The sequence below is a fragment of the Bradyrhizobium sp. SPXBL-04 genome (genome assembly GCF_051853035.1).
Taxonomy (GTDB): Bacteria; Pseudomonadota; Alphaproteobacteria; order Rhizobiales; family Xanthobacteraceae; genus Bradyrhizobium; species Bradyrhizobium zhanjiangense.
The window spans coordinates 2,375,118-2,394,080 of record NZ_CP182472.1 but is presented as its reverse complement, the minus strand read 5'-3'; the positions used below and the strand labels follow the sequence as shown (position 1 = coordinate 2,394,080).

At 59.6% G+C, this 18,963-nt stretch carries 12 protein-coding genes and 3 pseudogenes; 11 read left to right on the top strand and 4 right to left on the bottom strand.

Annotation, left to right across the window (positions count from 1 at the left end; genetic code table 11):
- Nucleotides 1-122: 122 nt before the first annotated feature.
- The 6 genes from ACNJX8_RS11010 to ACNJX8_RS10985 all read left to right on the top strand — a co-directional run bounded on the left by ACNJX8_RS11010 (nucleotide 123) and on the right by ACNJX8_RS10985 (nucleotide 6,622).
- Nucleotides 123-878: a thermonuclease family protein gene (locus ACNJX8_RS11010; RefSeq protein ID WP_439361882.1), complete on the top strand. Its 756-nt coding sequence runs from the start codon at nucleotides 123-125 to the stop codon at nucleotides 876-878.
- 11 nt (nucleotides 879-889) lie between these two features.
- Nucleotides 890-1,609 (top strand): carbonic anhydrase, encoded by a 720-nt coding sequence (locus ACNJX8_RS11005; protein WP_439360621.1) that lies wholly within the window; start codon nucleotides 890-892, stop codon nucleotides 1,607-1,609.
- A gap of 1,416 nt (nucleotides 1,610-3,025) precedes the next feature.
- On the top strand, nucleotides 3,026-4,192 hold the full coding sequence (locus ACNJX8_RS11000) for an acyl-CoA dehydrogenase family protein (protein WP_439360620.1): 1,167 nt from the start codon (nucleotides 3,026-3,028) through the stop codon (nucleotides 4,190-4,192).
- 822 nt (nucleotides 4,193-5,014) lie between these two features.
- Nucleotides 5,015-5,149: a hypothetical protein gene (locus tag ACNJX8_RS10995; protein WP_439360619.1), complete on the top strand. Its 135-nt coding sequence runs from the start codon at nucleotides 5,015-5,017 to the stop codon at nucleotides 5,147-5,149.
- Between the two features lie 786 nt (nucleotides 5,150-5,935).
- Nucleotides 5,936-6,181 carry a hypothetical protein gene (locus ACNJX8_RS10990; RefSeq protein WP_439360618.1) on the top strand — a complete coding sequence of 82 codons (246 nt, stop codon included), beginning with the start codon at nucleotides 5,936-5,938 and terminating at the stop codon, nucleotides 6,179-6,181.
- 81 nt (nucleotides 6,182-6,262) lie between these two features.
- The gene (locus ACNJX8_RS10985) at nucleotides 6,263-6,622 is read left to right on the top strand and encodes a hypothetical protein (RefSeq protein WP_164939553.1); all 360 of its coding nucleotides are present in this window, start codon (nucleotides 6,263-6,265) and stop codon (nucleotides 6,620-6,622) included.
- A gap of 493 nt (nucleotides 6,623-7,115) precedes the next feature.
- Here the strand turns inward: ACNJX8_RS10985 and ACNJX8_RS10980 are convergent, their stop codons facing one another.
- The 3 genes and pseudogenes from ACNJX8_RS10980 to ACNJX8_RS10970 form a co-directional block, all read right to left on the bottom strand.
- Nucleotides 7,116-7,583, bottom strand: coding sequence for an IS66 family transposase (locus ACNJX8_RS10980; protein ID WP_439360616.1), 468 nt, complete (start codon nucleotides 7,581-7,583; stop codon nucleotides 7,116-7,118).
- A 388-nt stretch (nucleotides 7,584-7,971) separates the two neighbouring features.
- Nucleotides 7,972-8,619 carry an FkbM family methyltransferase gene (locus ACNJX8_RS10975; protein ID WP_439361881.1) on the bottom strand — a complete coding sequence of 216 codons (648 nt, stop codon included), beginning with the start codon at nucleotides 8,617-8,619 and terminating at the stop codon, nucleotides 7,972-7,974.
- Between the two features lie 345 nt (nucleotides 8,620-8,964).
- A pseudogene (locus tag ACNJX8_RS10970) lies at nucleotides 8,965-9,643 on the bottom strand (IS630 family transposase); the annotation flags it as partial.
- 397 nt (nucleotides 9,644-10,040) lie between these two features.
- Here ACNJX8_RS10970 and ACNJX8_RS10965 point away from each other — a divergent pair.
- Complete coding sequence (locus ACNJX8_RS10965) at nucleotides 10,041-10,355, top strand: co-chaperone GroES (protein ID WP_128946081.1); 315 nt, start codon at nucleotides 10,041-10,043, stop codon at nucleotides 10,353-10,355.
- Between the two features lie 84 nt (nucleotides 10,356-10,439).
- Nucleotides 10,440-12,080: a chaperonin GroEL gene (gene groL / locus ACNJX8_RS10960; RefSeq protein ID WP_439360614.1), complete on the top strand. Its 1,641-nt coding sequence runs from the start codon at nucleotides 10,440-10,442 to the stop codon at nucleotides 12,078-12,080.
- Between the two features lie 607 nt (nucleotides 12,081-12,687).
- Here groL and ACNJX8_RS10955 read toward each other — a convergent pair.
- A pseudogene (locus tag ACNJX8_RS10955) lies at nucleotides 12,688-12,961 on the bottom strand (integrase core domain-containing protein); the annotation flags it as partial.
- 137 nt (nucleotides 12,962-13,098) lie between these two features.
- Here ACNJX8_RS10955 and arfA point away from each other — a divergent pair.
- The 3 genes and pseudogenes from arfA to ACNJX8_RS10940 form a co-directional block, all read left to right on the top strand.
- Entirely contained in the window at nucleotides 13,099-14,625 is a 1,527-nt protein-coding gene (arfA, locus tag ACNJX8_RS10950; protein WP_439360613.1) for an arabinosylfuranosidase ArfA, read from the top strand.
- A 1,214-nt stretch (nucleotides 14,626-15,839) separates the two neighbouring features.
- Nucleotides 15,840-17,390, top strand: coding sequence for an acyl-CoA dehydrogenase family protein (locus tag ACNJX8_RS10945; RefSeq protein WP_439360611.1), 1,551 nt, complete (start codon nucleotides 15,840-15,842; stop codon nucleotides 17,388-17,390).
- 221 nt (nucleotides 17,391-17,611) lie between these two features.
- Nucleotides 17,612-18,208, top strand: a pseudogene (locus ACNJX8_RS10940) (IS66 family transposase); the annotation flags it as partial.
- Nucleotides 18,209-18,963 lie beyond the last annotated feature (755 nt).

The window sequence follows — 18,963 nt, the reverse complement described above, 5'->3', positions numbered from 1 at the left end:
TCAGGTCGTAGGTTGGAAATCACGAACAAGCTTTCATAAAGCACACGTCGAACGATGCCGGCCAATAACCGATATGGCGCGGTCAAGCAATCGAATGTGCCGGCGCCGGATCGTGCGTGAACATGGACCAAGAGCGAAAGGTTATTGTCGGGATGAAACACCGCGTAATGGTGGTCGCATTGCTCGCTGTCACCACATCTCCGGTCTGTGCAGCGAAACTCAGCGGCGCTCCGCGCATCGTCGACGGCAATACGATCGAGATCGAGCAAACCAAGATTCGGCTCTCAGGCATCGAAGCTCCTGAGACTGATCAGATTTGCCTCGACGCCCACGGCGGCAAATGGGCTTGCGGCGTAGCTGCTCGCGACGAGCTTATCAAGCATTCGAACGGGCGAACGTGGGATTGTCATACTACAGGAGTTGATGAGTACGGGAGGTCACTCGGCAGTTGCTTCATCGAAGGCGAGGATGTGAAGGCCTGGATGGTACGCTCGGGTTGGGCACTATCATCGGGCCCATCTAACCATGCCTACGCTATCTACGAGTTGGTGGCGAGTACAGCCTATGCGGGGCTGTGGTCGGGGGCGTTCATCGCGCCTTGGGACTGGCGTCGCCGCAACAAGTGGACGATCATCGTCGGCGCGAGCTTGATTCCGATCGACGCTCGGGAACTCCTGCTCGGACCCGCTCTGCTATCGGACCCGCCCTCGCCCGAGTGTCTGATAAAAGGCACCCTGGACCACAACGGCGAGCGCATTTATCACTTGCCCGGGCAACTCAGTTACGGACAAATCGACATGGCGAAGAAGCCCGGTGAACGCTGGCTCTGCAGCGAAGCGGAAGCCGCGGCCACCGGGTGGCGTAAAGCCGCGCGATGAGGTAAGACGCATTGTCCTATCCAATCAAGATCGCGCCTTCACGCCGCTCGCTGTTGCTGTTCGCTTTTTCGGCGGTTTGCCTGCGGCTTAGCAACAACATTGTCGATGCGAAGGAAACAAAAGCGCCGCCCAAGCCAGATAACCTGATCTCGCCGGATGCTGCGCTGAAGCGGCTGATGGAAGGGAACGATCGCTATGTCCAAGGCGCATCACGAGGCGACGATTTCAAACGCGAGCGCCAGGTTTTAGTCGATGGGCAAAATCCATATGCGGCGGTGCTGAGCTGCGCCGATTCACGTGTGGCGCCTGAACTTGTCTTCGACAGCGGACTTGGTGATCTGTTTGTCTGCCGCCTCGCCGGCAACTTCGCCAACGATGACACGCTCGCCAGTATGGAATATGCGGTCGCCGTGCTGAACACGCCATTGATCCTGGTACTTGGCCACGATCATTGCGGTGCGGTAGACGCCACGATCAAGTCGCTCCACGACGGTAAGCCGCCGCCGGGTCACATTTCATCCCTCGTCGCTGCGCTTGCGCCTGCGGTAAAAGGATCTCGTCAGCAAACCGGCGACACGTTCGCCGATGCGACCCGGCAAAATGTAATCGATAATGTCAACAAACTCAAATCGACGGGACCGATTCTGAACGCGGCAGTTGAGCAGAACAGACTGAAGGTGGTCGGGGGCCTGTATCGGCTCGACACCGGCAGGGTCGATCTGCTGAGCTGACGCTGGCGCCTTCACGCACCCGGCTGATCGTTTGCTGCCTCACACATGGCTTCGGTCGAGTTCCGCGTAATTGGCTCGGCCATCGGCTGCATCAAATGCACCGAATGCAATCCGCTCCACAATTGTCATAGCTTCGGGAAGACCCTTTGGTATGCGCGGCCTCTTAATTCTCCTTCTATTCTACGTACTCATGTTGGCAACGCGAGGCCAGCACCAAGAAACACTCATACCGCGGCCGACAGCATTCATGCCTCCACGTTGATGCGCCAGGCCAACAGAGGTGGTTCAAGCGGCAGATTGCGGTGCCAGGCATGCTTGGCCTGAGCTTTCGGCCTCCAAAACACGCGAGAACACCGGGCGATCCGGTAAGCCACCTATGGTCCTGCTTATGATCTCACCCGGCTCAGCCAGGGCCGAAGATCACATATAGCGGGATTACGACCACGGCGACTGCCCAGCCAACCGATGTAAAGAAAAATGCTACTCGCGCGTCGGCATCGGACGGTCCCTCCTGCACCTGCCATTTGGGAGACCGCCAGTGTCGGAAAAGCAGCCTCGTTGTATCTGTCTTGGGCCTGTAGCTTGGATCAGCATAAACAGAAACCTGTCGCGCGTACGACAACTGCGACCACCGGTTTGAGTCGCGTTTGTTGAACGCCTGCCGTCTGACGTCTCCGCTTCTGACCAACAGTTCACCGACAGTCGCGACAACGGCAAATTGCGCTGCTGGCAATGTCAGGGAGCGGGCCTGAAACTCCACTAGGCAAGCCGAGTCCCACTGGTCCGCGGTCGAGGTCCACTTCAGTCGTTCTGCTCCGGCCGTGTTCGGTTGATGACGTCTTGTGCCTGGAACCAGACACGGGGGCGCGAGCATCCTGCTGGCGCGGCACGGTCCATGTGATCTCGCTCGATTCAGACAAGGCCGGCAGACCATGTTTGATGGCACGTCGATTGCTGGGAGATGGAAGAGGAGCCGCAGGCTTGGGCGACCTCGCAGCAACTCAGGAATTCACAACGTGGGCCGAGGCGGCCCGGCCCCAAGTGTAACAAATTGTCCGTTGGAGAAGACATGACACGAGATGCGCTGCCGTCGACCGTCGGAGATATAGTGCAGCAGAGCCGGAGCGATCTCGCCGCTGCATATGGACTGCTTTGCCTATTCAGCTTCAATGACAACATCGACAGCGATATCTCGCTCAGCCTTGCCGGCTGCCCTCAAGACCTTTTCTTTGAGCCAACCCGTTCGGGATGCGGGTTGGAGCGGCAACCGCCTGCAATCTCATCACAGTCGATATCAACTGCGACAGTTTCGACGATCTCCTCCGGCTGGGTATCACTCGGCCGGCTTCGCCCTGCGCGCGCATTCCATATCAATGACGCGCGGCGTCGATCGGCTCAAGACAACGAGGACAGTTTATGAATGCTCCACCAGAGAAGATCACTCCAGACCCCGACGCCACGGCTGCGACTTGGGATAATCTGTCGCCGCTACTGGCCGATATCCGCGCGCGTCGAAACGAGTTCGCCCGCGCGCAGAAGATTCCAGACGAGATCATCGAGGGCTTCAAGCGCGTTGGCGTCTATCGGGCTATGGCCGCCAGGCGATTCGGCGGCGAGGAGCGAACGCCCGCCGATTTTTGTCGCCTGATCGAGCGCATTTCCGAAGCCGACGGCTCCGCCGGTTGGGTCGCCAGCTTCGGCGATGGGGCTCGCTACCTCGCTGCTCTTCCGGACGACACGCTTCGCAAGGTATACGCGAATGGACCTGACGTGGTGTTGGCAGGTGCGGTTTTCCCGCTCCAGCCCGCAAGGCGAAGCGCCGACGGATTTGTCGTGAACGGCGTGTGGCCATTCGCCAGCGGCTCACCAGGCGCGGATCTGATAGGCGTTGGCATCACTGTGGAAGACGATCCGACCGGTGGCCTTGCGCGTGTAGCCGTGATGCCGGCCGAGAAGGTGACAATCCGCCCCAATTGGGACGTCATCGGCCTGCAAGGCACCGGCAGCCACGACGTCGTTGTCAACGATGTCATTGTGCCGGAGGAATGGACCTTGATCCGCGGAGGCCCGCCGACACTTGACGGGCCGATCTATCGTTATCCGTCCGTGGCTTTCGCTGCGCAGGTGCATGCGATTGTCGGCATCGGTATTGCGCGCTCCGCGCTAGACGAGGTGATCGCCATGGCCGGAAGCCGCGCCTCGATCACTGGAGCGCCCGTGATGGCAGAGCGCGGCTATATCCAGCTGGAGGTGGCCAGAGCGGAAGCCACGCTGCGTTCCGCCCGTTCCTTCTTCTATGAGGCCACCGATGAGCTGTGGAAGGAAGCGCTCAAGGGTGCGGTAATCCCGAGCACGACGACGCTGATGCGACTCGCCGCGACGAACGCCGCGCGGCAGAGCGCTGAGGTCTGCAAGATTGCGAGCGGTCTCGCGGGAACTGCGTCGCTCAATACCACCAGCAATTTGGCGCGCGCCATGTGCGACAGCTTCGTGATTGCCCAGCACGCAGCTTTAAACGAGGGAACGCTCCAGAGCGCCGGCTGCCTCCTGCTCGGAAGTGCAGCACAGCCGGGCTTTCCATGAAGTGGTCCATCCACGAGCAATACCGCGCCCCGCAGCAACGGACTGCCGGACCCGCGTCATGATGCGGTCTGCCGCTGGAGGACCAGGCGGCCTGCCAGCCTTGTTTAAAGGACAAGAGAGCCTTGAGCTCAGCCGCCTCTCGAAAGCACCACTGCATATCCGTGGAGCATCCCTTCTCAGTCGCAACATAGCGAGCCCTCTCATAAGCCTCTACGCCCCTGCCCTGATCATTATCGTGTCGCGCACGATCCACTTGCATTTCAGCGCAACGGCTCGCAGTTCAACTCACGAACCTTGCAGGCAATCGTCACTGAAAGAGACGAGCGACGTCCGCCCGCCATGTCGGTACAGGGACAGACACGCCCTTTTCAAGCACCATGGCAGCAAGACGGGACCGTCAATTGGAACACATTGACCTATCCGGCGCGATCATGCCCGCACCTCGCAAATGTTGCTTCCTTCGCGGTTGGGCCGCGCTTACCCTAACAGGTTCAAAGAATCATGATCACCGTAGATAGGCACTAGCCAGCTTCTCGAAAGCCAAGCTTGGTAGCTGTCGGCGCCACAGGGATTTCAAGGTCCATCGTATCTCCACCCGCGCTTACCGTCGCTCATCGATCGTCTTCCAATGCGGCGTGCAGCGCCGCCGCTGCTTCCGCGCGGTAGGCGCCGCGAAGTTTCGCGCAAGCCGCCCATGCTTTCCCCGGCGCCGGATCCCGAACGATAGCGGCGACTTCGTTCGATCTGAAGTCGACGAACTCGGTCCTCGATCGCGACACACAGCGGTGCATCATCGACTATGGCTACCGCCAGCAGGGGGCGATGATGATTGAAGGCGCGCGGGCGCTCGGCATTCCGGGGGCACCATTCACGCTGCTTTGGGTCGAGAGCAAGCGTCCCCACTGCGTCCGCGCGCAGACGCGCAAGGACGAGCATTTGGCGCGCGGCCTCCCCTGAATGAACTCGCCGCGAACACGTTCTGGCAATGCTTTCAGACCGGCGTCTGGCCTGGCCCGGGCGACGATAGCGCCGACGCCGAGTATGTCGATTTGCTCGACTGGTATCGCCAGTCAGTTGAGACTTGAACTTTATGCGGATCAGCTCAAAAGGCCTTGAATCGGACGTAACGTCACGTTGTACCATTTTGAAGTAGCTGACGAGGTTGCTCGGCAAGCCGGACCGGCCCGCTGTTTGCTGATATCGGTGAGACGAAGATGCCAATGCGGTCGATGTGTGTACAGCAGAGGGCGACGCAGGTGCGACAATCGCCGCCTGCGGGATCGCTCGAACGGGCTCCGAGTGCTCGCATGCGAACAACAAGATACTTCTTCCAAGCCCCAGGGGGATGCTGGCGATCATTGATCATTTCTTAATTAGAATTTGCGGTGAACGTTTTGCCGCAAATAACCGTCGGCAGCTCTCCCTCTGTCGACGACTGACTTCCGCCCGGCCATCGCAATGAGGCCGGGCTTTTTTTTACCACCAATGAACGACAGTTTGGAGTGTACTGGCCCTGTGGCGGATGAAGGCTTGGGGAGACAGAGACAAACGTAAGCCATCAATCAGGAGGATAGTTCGTCACATGCTGAAATCGATCGATCCGATCCTTACGCCCGACCTGCTCTGGCTGTTCGCCTGCATGGCCATGGGGACTGCCGCTACCCGCATTGCCGCGGCGCCCCTCCTCGCATCGCCTGATCCAGCTGCCGGGCATGAGCCATGCAGAGGACCGTCCGCGCTGTCATGATGCTCTATCCGCTCGACGATTACGATCCCGATCTCGTGTGCGCGATGATGCCGGTCGACGACCCCGAATGTGTGACCGAAGTGCTGCTGGCAGAGATCGAGCGCTGGTCGGCCGTTCATCAGTCCCGGCAAGCTCTCGTGGCCGGATTTCTATCGCGCGGCGGCCTCGAGCTTCGGCGTCGTGCAGGTGGGGACAGCAGTGGATATGGGTGCTTTCTGATCAGGAAGGGCGTCATCAGCTAGAGAGATTCTGCGCAAGATTGCGCAGAACTATGCACCCGAATTTGAATTGCCTCTGCGCAACCGACCGACTATCGTCGATCCATGTCTCGCCTTCTGTGTCTATCTGTTTCTATCATCATGTCGCTGCTGCCGGTCGTCGCGCACGCTGCGCCAATTCAAAAGCGATCTAAGCCGGTCTGGCAGGGATATGGCTTTCTGCCTGGCTATCGGCAGCCGCTGAGCAACAGCATTCCGCTCTACAAACAGAAGGACGCGATGCGTCGGCTCTCGCGCGCCGACCGGCGCCACTGGTATATTGACCCGGTTCCTCAGTATTACGGTTGGGATGGCGAGTGGCACTATTTCGGCGACCCCGGCTTCCGCGGCGGCCGCTACAATGGCGGCAGTTTCGGGCCGTGCTGGACGCGGACGCCGATCGGGCCGATCTGGAATTGCGGGTGATCGGACGGCGCGGCTAGGGGAAACTCCGGACAACCTCGATGTGGCGAACAGTTCGGCATTGAAGGCATCGAGGTCTTCGGCGGGAATCCAGTACTCCAGATGTGAGCGACCGCCAGCCTCTTGCACGTCGTACTTCGCGGGGAAGTCACGCGATCTCAAAGCGCATCACCAAGGCCGAGCCTCGCTGGGAGATTTCAGTGGTGCGCGACCTTGATGGCCTAGTCTCCGGTTAGCACGGGATACAAGGTCGGCCGCCAAGCGCCGCGGCAAAGCGCGCATGCCGCGTGGATCAGTTCTTTCGGACCGACGGGATGACAGAGGGTCGGTGGGGACATGGTTGTCTGGTCGGGCTCTGGTCTCTACATACACTGACGCGTTGCTCGCTGCACCACCGCAACAACGTAAGCGCTTACCCGAAAACCCTATTGATGCTGGGCTGACGTTTTGCGGAATCTGCGTGACATAAGGGTCGTCGATTCCGCTTTGGCGATGGCTAGCGTTGATCGCCTCGAGTTCTTGGACGATGTAGGCGAGGGGGTTCAAGTCTTGAGCTTGCAGGTGGCAACGATCGACCGAATGAAAGCCCAATTTTGACTTCAACCTCATGATTGGCCAAGAGCCATTTTTTGGTCAAACAGATCGGCCGGACCGCGCTTTCAATCGGATTGGTGTCGAGCTCGAGACGCCCGTGACCGAGAAAGCGCGTCAGTCCCAGCCAATGATTGAGCGCGTAACGGATGTCCTCGGCGAGCGTCGAGCCGCTCGAGATCATCGACAGCTGCTTCTCGAACCATGGCTTCAACGCAGCCACGATGGTCAGCGAATGCGCCCTGCGCGCAGACAGCCAGACGTCCGGCGATGGGTCGTGGACGGTGGCTTCCATCGTGTAAACCGGCGCGATCTGCCGTACCGCAACCTCGGCGACCGGCGACTTGCTGTTGCAAAGCGCGAATCCGCCCATCTCAAGGAGCTACGAGAACTGATGCAATTGCTTTGGCATTTGTTCGAAGCAGTACACCAGCTTCCCAGAGGGCCAGACCATACAGCAGCCGTTCAGACGATTAAACGCTTCGAGCGCCGGCTGGCACCGTTGGTTCAAGCATCTGAAACGGCTCGGGCTGCTGACCGCGAAGTCGTCGGTCGTGGCGGCTAGCTAAATAAGTGATTGCCAGAAACCCATCACCCGCCCGACGCGGATGTCGAGCGTGGGGTCTGCAATGGAGAAACCGGAGTCCCCGTCCGGCTACCGATATCCCCTCGCCTAAATCAGCAGTTGTGCAGCTTTGGGTCGCATAGAGCGCGCTGGTCAGGTCTGCCAGCGATGAATGAGGCGCTCGATATGAGTAGAACTAGAAGCGCGTATTTTTGAGCAATACATCACCTTCCACTGCGCGTGGATAGTGGGCCGCCACTTCAAATGATGGTAACAGGTCCAGAATGGCTTGCAGGGACAACTGCCCTTCGTAGAGCTCGCGGTCGCTATATTCCGTGTAGATGAAGCGCGTGTTGCTCAAGGTCCGCACGCCGCCGGCGATAACATCGGCTTCGGCTCCCTGGACATCCATCCAGATGAAATCGACCGTGTTCAGCTTGGCTTCGCTGCACCAGTCGTCCAGCCGCCGCGTTTCAACCGAGACAGGGCGATCGAACCGAACCCAATCATACTCGGTAAGATGATTCTTCGGGCGGCGTATTGAGCCGGAGAGGTCCCATTCCTTCGCATCACCATCTGCATTGCTTGGATGGAAGTCGATCATCCCGTTTCGATCACTGATGGCGATTTCAAGCAGCTTCACCCTATTGAGGGATGGGCCCAGTTTCTTCTTGAAGCGCGCGATCGCTCTGGGGTCCGGCTCAAAGCAGTAGAGCTGAGCTTGCGGGCACAGGTTGAGAAACTGTTGCGTATCGGTCCCGTCATTGCAGCCAATATCCAGGATGACGGGATTCGGCTTCTGAAGAAGTGAGACGATGTACTGGTGTACTTCTACAGACGACACAGGTTCTTTTTCCATTGGGCGCGGGGATCGGGTGAATTTCGACTTCGAAGCCGCAATCACACGCCGGACGCGCCGGCACAACGTATATCAAGGTATACAATTCATATGTCCGTCAGTCCTCTTGATCCATGACGGCTATTTGGATGCCATCGACATCAAAAGGGAAGCCTGTCGGACCGAGAGGTGCAGCGACTGCCGTCGGCAGATGCGCCCTCTATGAGCCAAATCGTCGCCTGCGGTTCTTTTTCGGGGCTGCCGAAAGATCGGCTTCGCTCGACTGTCACCTGTCGGCTATTCTCCCTGGCGTGCCGGGCAGAGTGATCTCTCGTGCGCAGCAATAGCCAATGCGACATCGAGCGCGGCAAACAGCGTGGTTGTACCATACCGCACATAGCTGTGCGTGCGACGTTCCGGTATGCCAGGCATCATCGGCAAGACCGGTTGCTCGCGATCGAGTGCCTGGATCTGACTTTTCTCATCGACGCTGAGGACAATGGGCTCGGTTCGGTGGGGACAGGTAAAGCCCGACAATATCGCGCACCTTATCAACGAATAGCGGATCGCTCGGCAGTTTAAATGTCTGAATGCGGTGCGGCTGCAAGCCGAACACCGTCCACGTTCGGCGGATCGTGGTGTGAGAAAAGCTAGTTTCCGCAGCCATCGAGCGGATCGACCAGTGCGTCGCGTCGGGCGACGTCCTACGCATTGTCCGCTCGATTACCTCAGCAACCTGATCGTCGTCGATGGTTCGATGGCGGCCAGGGCGGGCTTCGTCAAGCAGGCCATCACAGCGATCCTTCAAGAATCGGTGGCGCCACTTGCCAACGGTGTGTTCATGGATGCCAAGTTCGGCAGCCACAGACTTGCTTGGCAGACCATCTGCACACCGCAGGATCGCGCGGCACCGCTCAGATGGCGATCGGGCTACACGATGACGACGAACTTGCCTCTCCAAGTACGCCCGCTCCTGCGGAGTCAGCACCAACGGCGCGATCGGCCGGCCTCTCACACCTGCATTCGCCACAAGCGCTCTCCTATCTAGAGATTCGAGCAATCAACTAATGCGACGAATTTGCGTTCCAGATGACTAGATGCTGCCGTCAGACGAAGCAATCATGTTCAGCCCGGCCGCCCTCGTCGAAACACGCGGCGCTTCGATCGGTGTAACGGCCGCCCGTTCAATGTTGAGGAACGATGGGCTCAATCCGGGCGTTTCGACGAGGCAATGTCATTTTCGCAACAGCTTGGCGGGCTGTGTACCTGAAGGCGTTTGCTTCCAGACAAAGACACGCGCAGGACAGGCAGCGATTCAGCAGAACTGCAGGGATGGATCGTTCAGCTCATTTGGCCTGACTCTTGCTATGATTGGGCTGGTCACAATGTGCCTATCTCGAACTTGTTCAAACGCTCAGGAGACCTGTATGACTTTCCGTCCGCTTCACGACCGCGTCGTGGTCAAGCGCATCGAGGCCGATGAGAAAACCGCTGGTGGCATCATCATTCCCGACACTGCCAAAGAAAAGCCCTCGCAAGGCGAAGTCATTGCAGTTGGTCCGGGCGGCCGCGATGAGACCGGCAAGCTGATTCCGATCGACATTGAGGTCGGCGACCGCGTGCTGTTCGGCAAGTGGTCCGGCACCGAGGTCAAGATCGACGGGCAGGACCTATTGATCATGAAGGAGAGCGACATCATGGGCGTTCTCACCGATGTGTTTTCCAATAAGAAAGCCGCGTAACCCAGCGCTCGCACAGCTCACTCCCTGACGAGCGCCCACCGGGCGCGCTGAAGGATGAGAGAATAAGGACTGAGGGAATTCTTTATGACAGCCAAAGACGTCAAATTCGGAGTAGACGCGCGGGATCGCATGCTGCGCGGCGTCGACATCCTCGCCAATGCCGTGCAGGTCACGCTCGGTCCGAAGGGCCGCAACGTGGTGCTCGACAAGTCGTTCGGCGCACCTCGCATCACCAAGGACGGCGTTGCCGTCGCCAAGGACATCGAACTCGACGACAAGTTCGAGAACATGGGCGCCCAGATGGTGCGCGAAGTGGCTTCGAAGGCGGCGGATGCTGCCGGCGACGGCACCACCACCGCGACCGTGCTAGCCGCCGCGATCGTCCGTGAAGGCGCCAAGTCGGTTGCCGCCGGTATGAACCCAATGGACCTGAAGCGGGGGATCGACCTCGCGGTCGAGGCCGTGGTGGCAGACCTCCGGAAGAACTCGAAGAAGGTCACTTCGAATGAGGAGATCGCCCAGGTCGGCACCATTTCGGCCAACGGCGATGCCGAGATCGGCAAATTTCTTGCCGACGCCGTCAAGAAGGTCGGCAACGAAGGCGTGATCACGGTCGAGGAGGCCAAGTCGCTCGAGACCGAGCTCGACGTCGTCGAGGGCATGCAGTTCGACCGCGGCTACATCTCGCCCTACTTCGTCACCAACGCCGAGAAGATGCGCGTTGAGATGGACGACGCCTACATCCTCATCAACGAGAAGAAGCTCTCCTCGCTGAACGAGCTGCTGCCGCTGCTCGAGGCCGTGGTGCAGAGTGGCAAGCCGCTGGTCATCGTCGCCGAGGACGTCGAAGGCGAAGCCCTCGCGACCCTGGTCGTGAACCGCCTGCGCGGCGGGCTGAAGGTCGCGGCCGTCAAGGCTCCGGGCTTCGGCGATCGCCGCAAGGCCATGCTGCAGGACATCGCGATCCTGACCGGCGGCCAGGCGATCTCGGAAGATCTCGGCATCAAGCTCGAGAACGTCACGCTCAACATGCTCGGTCGCGCCAAGAAGGTGATGATCGACAAGGAGAATACCACGATCGTCAACGGCGCCGGCAAGAAGGCCGACATCGACGCTCGCGTGGCCCAGATCAAGGCGCAGATCGAGGAGACCACCTCGGACTACGACCGTGAGAAGCTCCAGGAGCGTCAGGCCAAGCTCGCCGGCGGCGTCGCGGTGATCCGCGTCGGCGGTGCGACCGAGGTCGAAGTAAAGGAGCGCAAGGATCGCGTGGATGACGCGATGCACGCGACCCGCGCGGCCATCGAAGAAGGCATCCTGCCGGGCGGCGGCGTCGCCCTGCTCCGTGCCTCCGAGCAGCTCAAGGGCCTGCGCACCAAGAACGACGACCAGAAGACCGGCGTCGAGATCGTGCGCAAGGCGCTCTCCTGGCCGGCCCGCCAGATCGCGATCAACGCCGGTGAAGACGGTTCGATTGTGGTCGGCAAAGTCCTCGACAACGAGCAGTACTCTTATGGCTTCGATGCGCAGACAGGCGAGTACAGCAACCTTGTCTCCAAGGGCATCATTGACCCGACCAAGGTTGTGCGCATCGCGGTCCAGAACGCCTCCTCGGTGGCGGCGCTGCTGATCACGACGGAAGCGATGGTTGCCGAGCTGCCGAAGAAGGCCGCGGCTGGTCCAGCAATGCCTCCGGGCGCCGGCATGGGCGGTATGGACTTCTGATCCACCCGCTCAAAGTGTCGATGACATGCAAAACCCTGGCAGGAATGCCCAGGGTTTTTTGCTTCAGGATGCAACGTAGCGTACGCCGCCCCCAAAGGCCCGCCCCATCGGCCTATCCAGATGAGCGGCGGTAGAGCCCAGGCCTGATTTGCTTGTGACTTTTCTTCGGGCGGCGACAGGTCATCGGCCAAGGTAAAACGGGCTCAGCACTGCGATGGAACCGGGCCTGTCACTATTTGACTCTCACGAAGCTTGCCTCTGCTCATCCGAGTGTTCGAACCCTTCGTCTGGGGCAATCCGGTGCCGCTCTACCCGCTTTCGACCTTCTTGCCTACTTTCCTGTCCTGACGCGTAGTCCCAAGCGCCCAAATGCCCTTTCCTGGAGTTTCGCACTTACATCTCATGGCTACAGGGCTTGTTTGAAATCCTCAGCGAGAATGCTCCTTGTCAAAAACCACAAGGTATCCCGCGGAAGTGCCATGATGAATGTACGCTTCATTTTGTCCTCGCGGACGGGCTCCGCTTCGCCTACGGGCCCCCTCAACTCCGCCGCAGCGTTCTACCATGGATATCTGTTCCGCGGTTTGGACCGCCCAGGAATGGAGTTTTACGACTCTGAACACGTTGGCGGGCTTGTTACGCTGACGTGGTTTTGCAGCAAAATCGGCCGTCTGTTGCCGATTGCCGCCCAGGGGCGTTCTTCATTGTGGTATTTGCGCCAAGTCTCCACCTTTCCTGGGCGTCTGCAAGGCTGAGGAAGCAATCGGTGTTGAGGCATTCGGCCCTGAAGCGACCGTCGAACACCTCGCATCGGCGTTTGGCTTGCCGGGTTGCGAGAAGTCCAGCGTGACGCCGCGCTGGTTAGGCCGCAGGTCAAGGTTTGCGCGACAATCACTCAATAGATGCGGATCGGCTTCATGGAGCTCTCTCCGTGCAAACGGCACGAATCTTGATTCGTTTCTCGCACAGCAGCAGCCACCTTGTAACTGTCATCAGCCCCAGGCCACCCGAGAAGGACATGAGGAAAGCCAAAGTTCTGATCGACCGCGACTTCACCATTGGTTACACCGACCCGCGTCTTTTTGGTGCTTTCATCGAACATCTGGGCCGATGCGTCTATGGCGGCATCTACGAGCCCAGCCATCGGACCGCAGACGAGAGGGGTTTTCGGAAGGACGTGCTGGCGCTGGTGAAGGAGCTCGGCCCGACCCTCGTTCGATATCCTGGCGGCAATTTTGTCTCGGGGTACAATTGGGAGGACGGCGTTGGGCCACTGGAGACGAGGCCGGCGCGCCTCGACTTGGCCTGGTTCAGCACCGAGCCGAACAGCTTCGGCACCAATGAATTCATTGACTGGTGCAGGGCCGCCGATGTCGCGCCGATGATGGCCGTCAATCTGGGGACTCGCAGCGGTGATGCCGCTCGCAATCTGGTCGAATACTGCAACCATCCCGGAGGAACTGCGTGGTCGGAGCTCCGCCGCAAGCACGGCTGGCAGACGCCGCATGGGATCAAGCTGTGGTGCCTCGGCAACGAGATGGACGGGCCCTGGCAGATAGAACAAAAGAGCGCCGCCGCTTACGGGGCAGCTGCAAGAGAGGCGGCCAAGATGATGCGGCGGGTGGATCATAGCATCGAGCTTGCGGTGTGCGGTTCATCGTTGCGCAACATGCCTAGTTTTGGCCAATGGGAAGAAACGGTCCTCGAACATACCTTCGATTACGTCGACTACATTTCAATCCATACTTATCTCGAGAATTACAGTCAGGACACTGCATCGTTTCTCGCGAGCACCGACCTGATGGACAGCTTCATCGATGAGGTCGTCGTCCTAGCTGATGCGGTTGCGGCCAAGCGGCGCTCCAAAAAGCGTCTCATGCTGAGCTTCGACGAATGGAACGTCTGGTATCGAACGCGCAGCGAGGCTGCCCCGGCAGACCGCTGGCCAGTGGCACCACCCATCCTTGAGGAAATCTATACGATGGAGGACGCGCTCGCCTTCGGCGGCGCCTGCATTTCCCTGCTGAATCACGCCGATCGGGTGAGAGTTGCCTGCCTGGCGCAACTCGTGAACGTCATCGCGCCGATCATGACCAGGACGGGCGGAGGTGCGTGGCGGCAAACCATCTTCTTTCCTTTTGCGCATATGAGCCACTTTGGCCGCGGCAGGATTTTGCGCGCGCAAGTCGAGTCGGAGGCCTACTATGCGTCATACAACAATCCTGACGGTAGACCGGCCGTGCCTGACGTGCCGTATCTCAAGATAGCGGCAGTCGCCGAACAAGGCGGCGGCTTGTCGCTCTTTCTGCTCAACCGTGATCTGAAGCAGGAGATGGAGGTGAGCGTCGAGGCCAGAAGCTTCGGTCCCCTGACAGTTCACAAGCGTTTCGAGCTCCGGCACGATGATCTGATGGCGGCAAATACCGAGAATACGCCGGATAAGGTCAAGCCGACGCCGTTGCAAAGCGTGGCCTTTGACCGCGGGAGGTTGCGGGCGAGGCTCAAGCCGGCGTCTTGGAATGTGATCTACCTGGCGGCAGACTGAGAAGATGAAGCGCCCGCCAAAGGCAGCGCCAAAGGATAAATCACCATCGTGGTTTAAGGTTCTTGCTTGAGCACGACTTCCGCGAAAGCTATTAGGCCGAGAGCGTGAGCACATCGCAAAAGCTGTGGCCGCTGCCGGTCGTACCAGGGCCGATGATCGCGGCCAACGGCATGGTGATGGGTGGTAGCCCCTGCCGGGATCAGCACGTCCGCCCCAGCCGGCGCCTCACTCGGCCCAGCCTTACCTGCATGGTGTACGACCAAATTTCAGGCCGCCGTATTCCGCCGCTGCACCACGTCATACCATGATCGTCGGTCCCTGCCCGAAGCAATCGGCCCGTTCGAGAGCGACCCGCCCCCGCGTGAGCGAGGTCGCAGCGTTTATCTAGGTCCACGCCACTCTCGTCGACACCGCTCCAGCCGTGGATGATCTTGGCAGGCCGAAGCACGTACATTTACGAGCCATCTGCCTTGCCATCTCCCGGCGCAAGCATGACGTGGCACCCCATCGCGAATTTCAGCGCTGCGGAGGACGTCCTGCTGAAACTTAGGGTGGTCATCGAGGCCACTCTTGAAAACGGATGCGCAGTGGTGTCCGCGAGCATAAGCTGAACCGCACAAATGACGATCATGGGTCCTGCACCAAGGAGCCAGCCCAGCGATCGAACCGCGGTGTCGGTTCACATCGAACTGCCTTCCTGCCTTGACCATTGTCCGACATCACCGTTCGAAGTCCCGGGTGCCCGTCGCGAGAGATCAAGTTCGGCGGCCGTGAACACGATGCGAGCGATCTGCTTGCAGTCTTGAGCGACAGATCATTCGCTTCGTTGGTGCTGCGTGTATGTCCGCGCTATGCCGAGCAGCCACGGAGTGGCGGTGAACATGATTTGAATGCCATATGTCAGGTATGCCTCGCTATGCTGGCGATCGGTGCACGACGGATCTCTCCCCAGGAGGCTCTCTTTGGGACGAAACACCGATCGACAACGCTGAGTGAGTCTTGAGGAGAATGGAAGGTCACTGAAACGAGCGTGCCCTCTGGTAGGTCATATCGACAAGGCGCATCTTGATGGGAGCCCGCGCGGCGGCCGCAATAAATCCGGGTCCCGGACAACGTGCTTATACTGCGCTTGCGTCCACACTATACCAACGTGTGGCCGAGCTAGCCACGGGGATGAATTGGCGCGAAGCGCGGCCGGGATCATTGTGGGCCTTATGGCTATGAACACTCATGTTTACGCTCAATTCAGGGAGCCGCAGGAACGCACAGCTCAAGGCCGTGCAGATGCACTATACTCCGGTTTGATCGCTGACCTCAGTCAGCTGAATTTCGCAGACGCGGATGACCGCCGAGCATTCCCGCCGACCCTACACAGCATATTGGCAAGGCATGGACTCTTCGGGCTCACCACACCAGGAGAGCACGGCGGATTAGCTCTTCCCTTGCAAGAGGCCATCGAACTCATCTCCGCCACTGCATCCTTCGATGTCTCCGCTGCCTCGACCCTCGTCATCCATAACTTCCTGGCATTGCCCTGCATCGAAGCGGCACCGCACATCCCCGAACAAAAGCATATCATTTGGGGTGCAACACGCGGCGATCTCTGCGCTTTCGCGTTGACGGAGCCTGGAGCTGGCTCTGCCCCGAGGCATATAGAGGCTTCGGCTCTCATGCACGAAGATAAAGTTCGTATCTCTGGCCGCAAGATCTGGATCGGCCTCGCTGACTGGGCTCGCTGGATCGTTTGCTTTGCGCGCGCGTCTGGTCCCGATGCGAAAGGTCGGCTGGTTGGTGTACTCGTTGACAGGCAGGCTCCAGGCCTAAAGGTCACGCACGAGCATCGCACACTCGGTCTACGTGGCATTATTCAGAATACTCTGGAGTTTCAGGATGTCGAGGTGCCGCGTGCTTACGTGCTCTCTCGCGATCAAGACGGGTGGGGCGCGGCGGCGTCTAGTATGAACCGCGGCCGAATCGGTGTGGCTGCTATGGGTCTTGGAGCGCTTGAGCGCGCTATCCAGCTCGCAGCCTCTTATGCAAGCCATCGTCGACTCGGTAAAATGCGCATGATCGAGAACAGCTACATCGAGCAGTTATTTGGGCAGATGGTGCTGCGGCGGGAAGTAGTAAAGGCGATGCTGGCTGCATCCTGCCGACTTGTTTCGGCGCAGGGCGCGCCCAACGTCCACCTTGCATCGGCAACGAAGGTTTTGTCCTCTGAGTGGTGCGGCCTTGTCGCTGATCAATGCGTCCAGCTGTTAGGTGGCCGTGGTTACGATGAGGGAACGCCTTTAGCCAAAATCTATCGAGACGCTCGCATCCTCCGCATCTTCGAAGGTCCGACCGAGGCGCTCCTATCACATCTCGGCCGCTGCCTCCTCTCTAAAGCTACGCGTGACGAGATAGCCGATCTCTTTCGGTCAGTTGGTGCGGCATCAGTCCATGCTGCTGCAATTGAGGAACTCTCTGCGCTCAATGAGACAGACGGTGCCGTGCTGATCTATGCGGGTTGGCTCACCACACTGGGACTGGCACAGGCTGTCATGTCTGCTGGTTGCTTCTCTGGCTCAGATTGCGCCGGAGCAGCCGCTGACCTGGTCAGTTCCGAACTAGCAACTCTCCGTACTCGCGCGCCGGCACGGCAATCTTTCGAAGGCCGCAATCTGGCGAGTCGGACTCTAACCACCTTCCTTCAAGACGCGGCTTGTTCCATTCGCTCACCCGTCCTCACAGATGACTACCTCAAATTGGTGCAGTATGTCTGACATCTAGCGGATGCCGGACCTCTTTCGGCGCGGTCCGCGCGACGACGCAGCTTTGGAAAGCCGAGGCCTCCCTGAGCACCGCCACCTCTGAATCCGGCAGCCTCTGCTATGAGGCCCTAACCCAAGCTAGCTCCCCGGGCAGCGCGTGGCCGCAGCAAAGGCTTGCGCGTTCAGGAGGAGCCGGCACCGCCTCCTCGACCGGCTGCGGCTCGACAACGGTGGGCCGCCTCGGCGTCCTGCAAGCCGACTCCAGCCCGGCTGATCGAGGGCGGGTCGAGCTCGCCTTCCGCTGGATGCACATGCGGCGCAACTTCTACGAACTCGCGACAGCCGGCGCCGCTCCAATCGCGAGCGAAACGCTGAAGCACGTGCCGCATTCTACGCGATCGAGAACGAGATCCGCGGCCGCAGCGCGGAGGAGCATCGCCTCGTGCGGCAAGCCGACCACTGTCCGATATCTTCGAGGTATGGCTGCGCGCCAAGCTGGCTCTTATCAGCCAGAAGATCAAGCTCGCCGAGGTCATCCCCTACGCCCTCGCGCTGGCAAGCTTAACGCGCTTCATCGATAACGACCGCATCGAGCTCGACAACAATACGGTCGTCAGTCGCAAGAACGCGCTGTTTGCCGGATCCGACGGGGGCGCCCAACATTGGGCCGTCCTCGCAACCTTCGTCGAGACTTGCAAGTCAACGACGTCGATCCACTCGCCTATCTCACGAACGTCCCGACAAGGATCGTCAACGGGCATCCAAACCGCGAGATCGACCAGCTACTGCCGTGGGCCTACCGAGTTCAAGCCTTCAAAGCCGTGGCCTGAGAACGACGCTCTGATGTCCACTGTCAAGGATTAGAACGCAGACCATCGTCCGATCGTCGATCGGCGGTTCATAGAGATGGTCGTGCATAGGTAGAGGCGGAACCGTAGGACGTCGGTGATCAAGCTCTGATGCGCGGATTGGCTACCGCATTCCCGATTGTGCGTCCGAGGTCTGCTCCTATCTTACTGCGGGCGTCGGCGCTCTTGCCGGCCACAAAGCGTCTGACGGGCATTTCCTCTGCCGTGGTCCCGCCTCCGCCCATGCACGATGATGAGAAGTACGCCCAATCAGGCTGTCGTTCTGCCTCAATGTGCGCTCCGTCTTTAAGGGCGCCAACTCGGGTGGGTTCCAGATACAGAGCACCGACCCACACCGGCCGCTTTTCGTTGGGTGAATCGCGTCGGGTTCGTCAGCTTTCGGAAAGCTAGTGCGCGTACAACTCCGTTGAAGCTAGCGGCGCGTGGTAGGGACAGCGCTTGCCCCGTGTATGCGTGGGGCTTTTGGGGCGCCGAGTCACGTCTCTGCTAACTTCAATCAGTAGTGCGGGCGTGGCAGGGACAGCGTCTGATCCATTCCAGCCCGACCAGCGCCGAGTCGCGCCCGCGCTGCTTCCGGTGTGAGACTGGGATCATATCCAAGCCACCGGGCGACGTCTTCCAGATCAAGCTCAATAGCCACCTTACGCCCGCACCGCGGCGAGGGGCTACGGGCCGTAAATTCAGAATGTCACCCCGCATTATTCGGGAAGTAAACT

What these genes read in the sequence shown, in the direction of transcription:
- ACNJX8_RS10985 (WP_164939553.1), top strand. Translation starts at nt 6,263, where the DNA reads ATGTCTCGCCTTCTGTGTCTATCTGTTTCTATCATCATGTCGCTGCTG.
- arfA (WP_439360613.1), top strand. Translation starts at nt 13,099, where the DNA reads ATGAGGAAAGCCAAAGTTCTGATCGACCGCGACTTCACCATTGGTTAC.
- ACNJX8_RS10965 (WP_128946081.1), top strand. Translation starts at nt 10,041, where the DNA reads ATGACTTTCCGTCCGCTTCACGACCGCGTCGTGGTCAAGCGCATCGAG.
- ACNJX8_RS10945 (WP_439360611.1), top strand. Translation starts at nt 15,840, where the DNA reads ATGGCTATGAACACTCATGTTTACGCTCAATTCAGGGAGCCGCAGGAA.
- ACNJX8_RS11010 (WP_439361882.1), top strand. Translation starts at nt 123, where the DNA reads ATGGACCAAGAGCGAAAGGTTATTGTCGGGATGAAACACCGCGTAATG.
- groL (WP_439360614.1), top strand. Translation starts at nt 10,440, where the DNA reads ATGACAGCCAAAGACGTCAAATTCGGAGTAGACGCGCGGGATCGCATG.
- ACNJX8_RS11000 (WP_439360620.1), top strand. Translation starts at nt 3,026, where the DNA reads ATGAATGCTCCACCAGAGAAGATCACTCCAGACCCCGACGCCACGGCT.
- ACNJX8_RS10990 (WP_439360618.1), top strand. Translation starts at nt 5,936, where the DNA reads ATGATGCTCTATCCGCTCGACGATTACGATCCCGATCTCGTGTGCGCG.
- ACNJX8_RS10980 (WP_439360616.1), bottom strand. Translation starts at nt 7,583, where the DNA reads ATGGGCGGATTCGCGCTTTGCAACAGCAAGTCGCCGGTCGCCGAGGTT.
- ACNJX8_RS10995 (WP_439360619.1), top strand. Translation starts at nt 5,015, where the DNA reads ATGATGATTGAAGGCGCGCGGGCGCTCGGCATTCCGGGGGCACCATTC.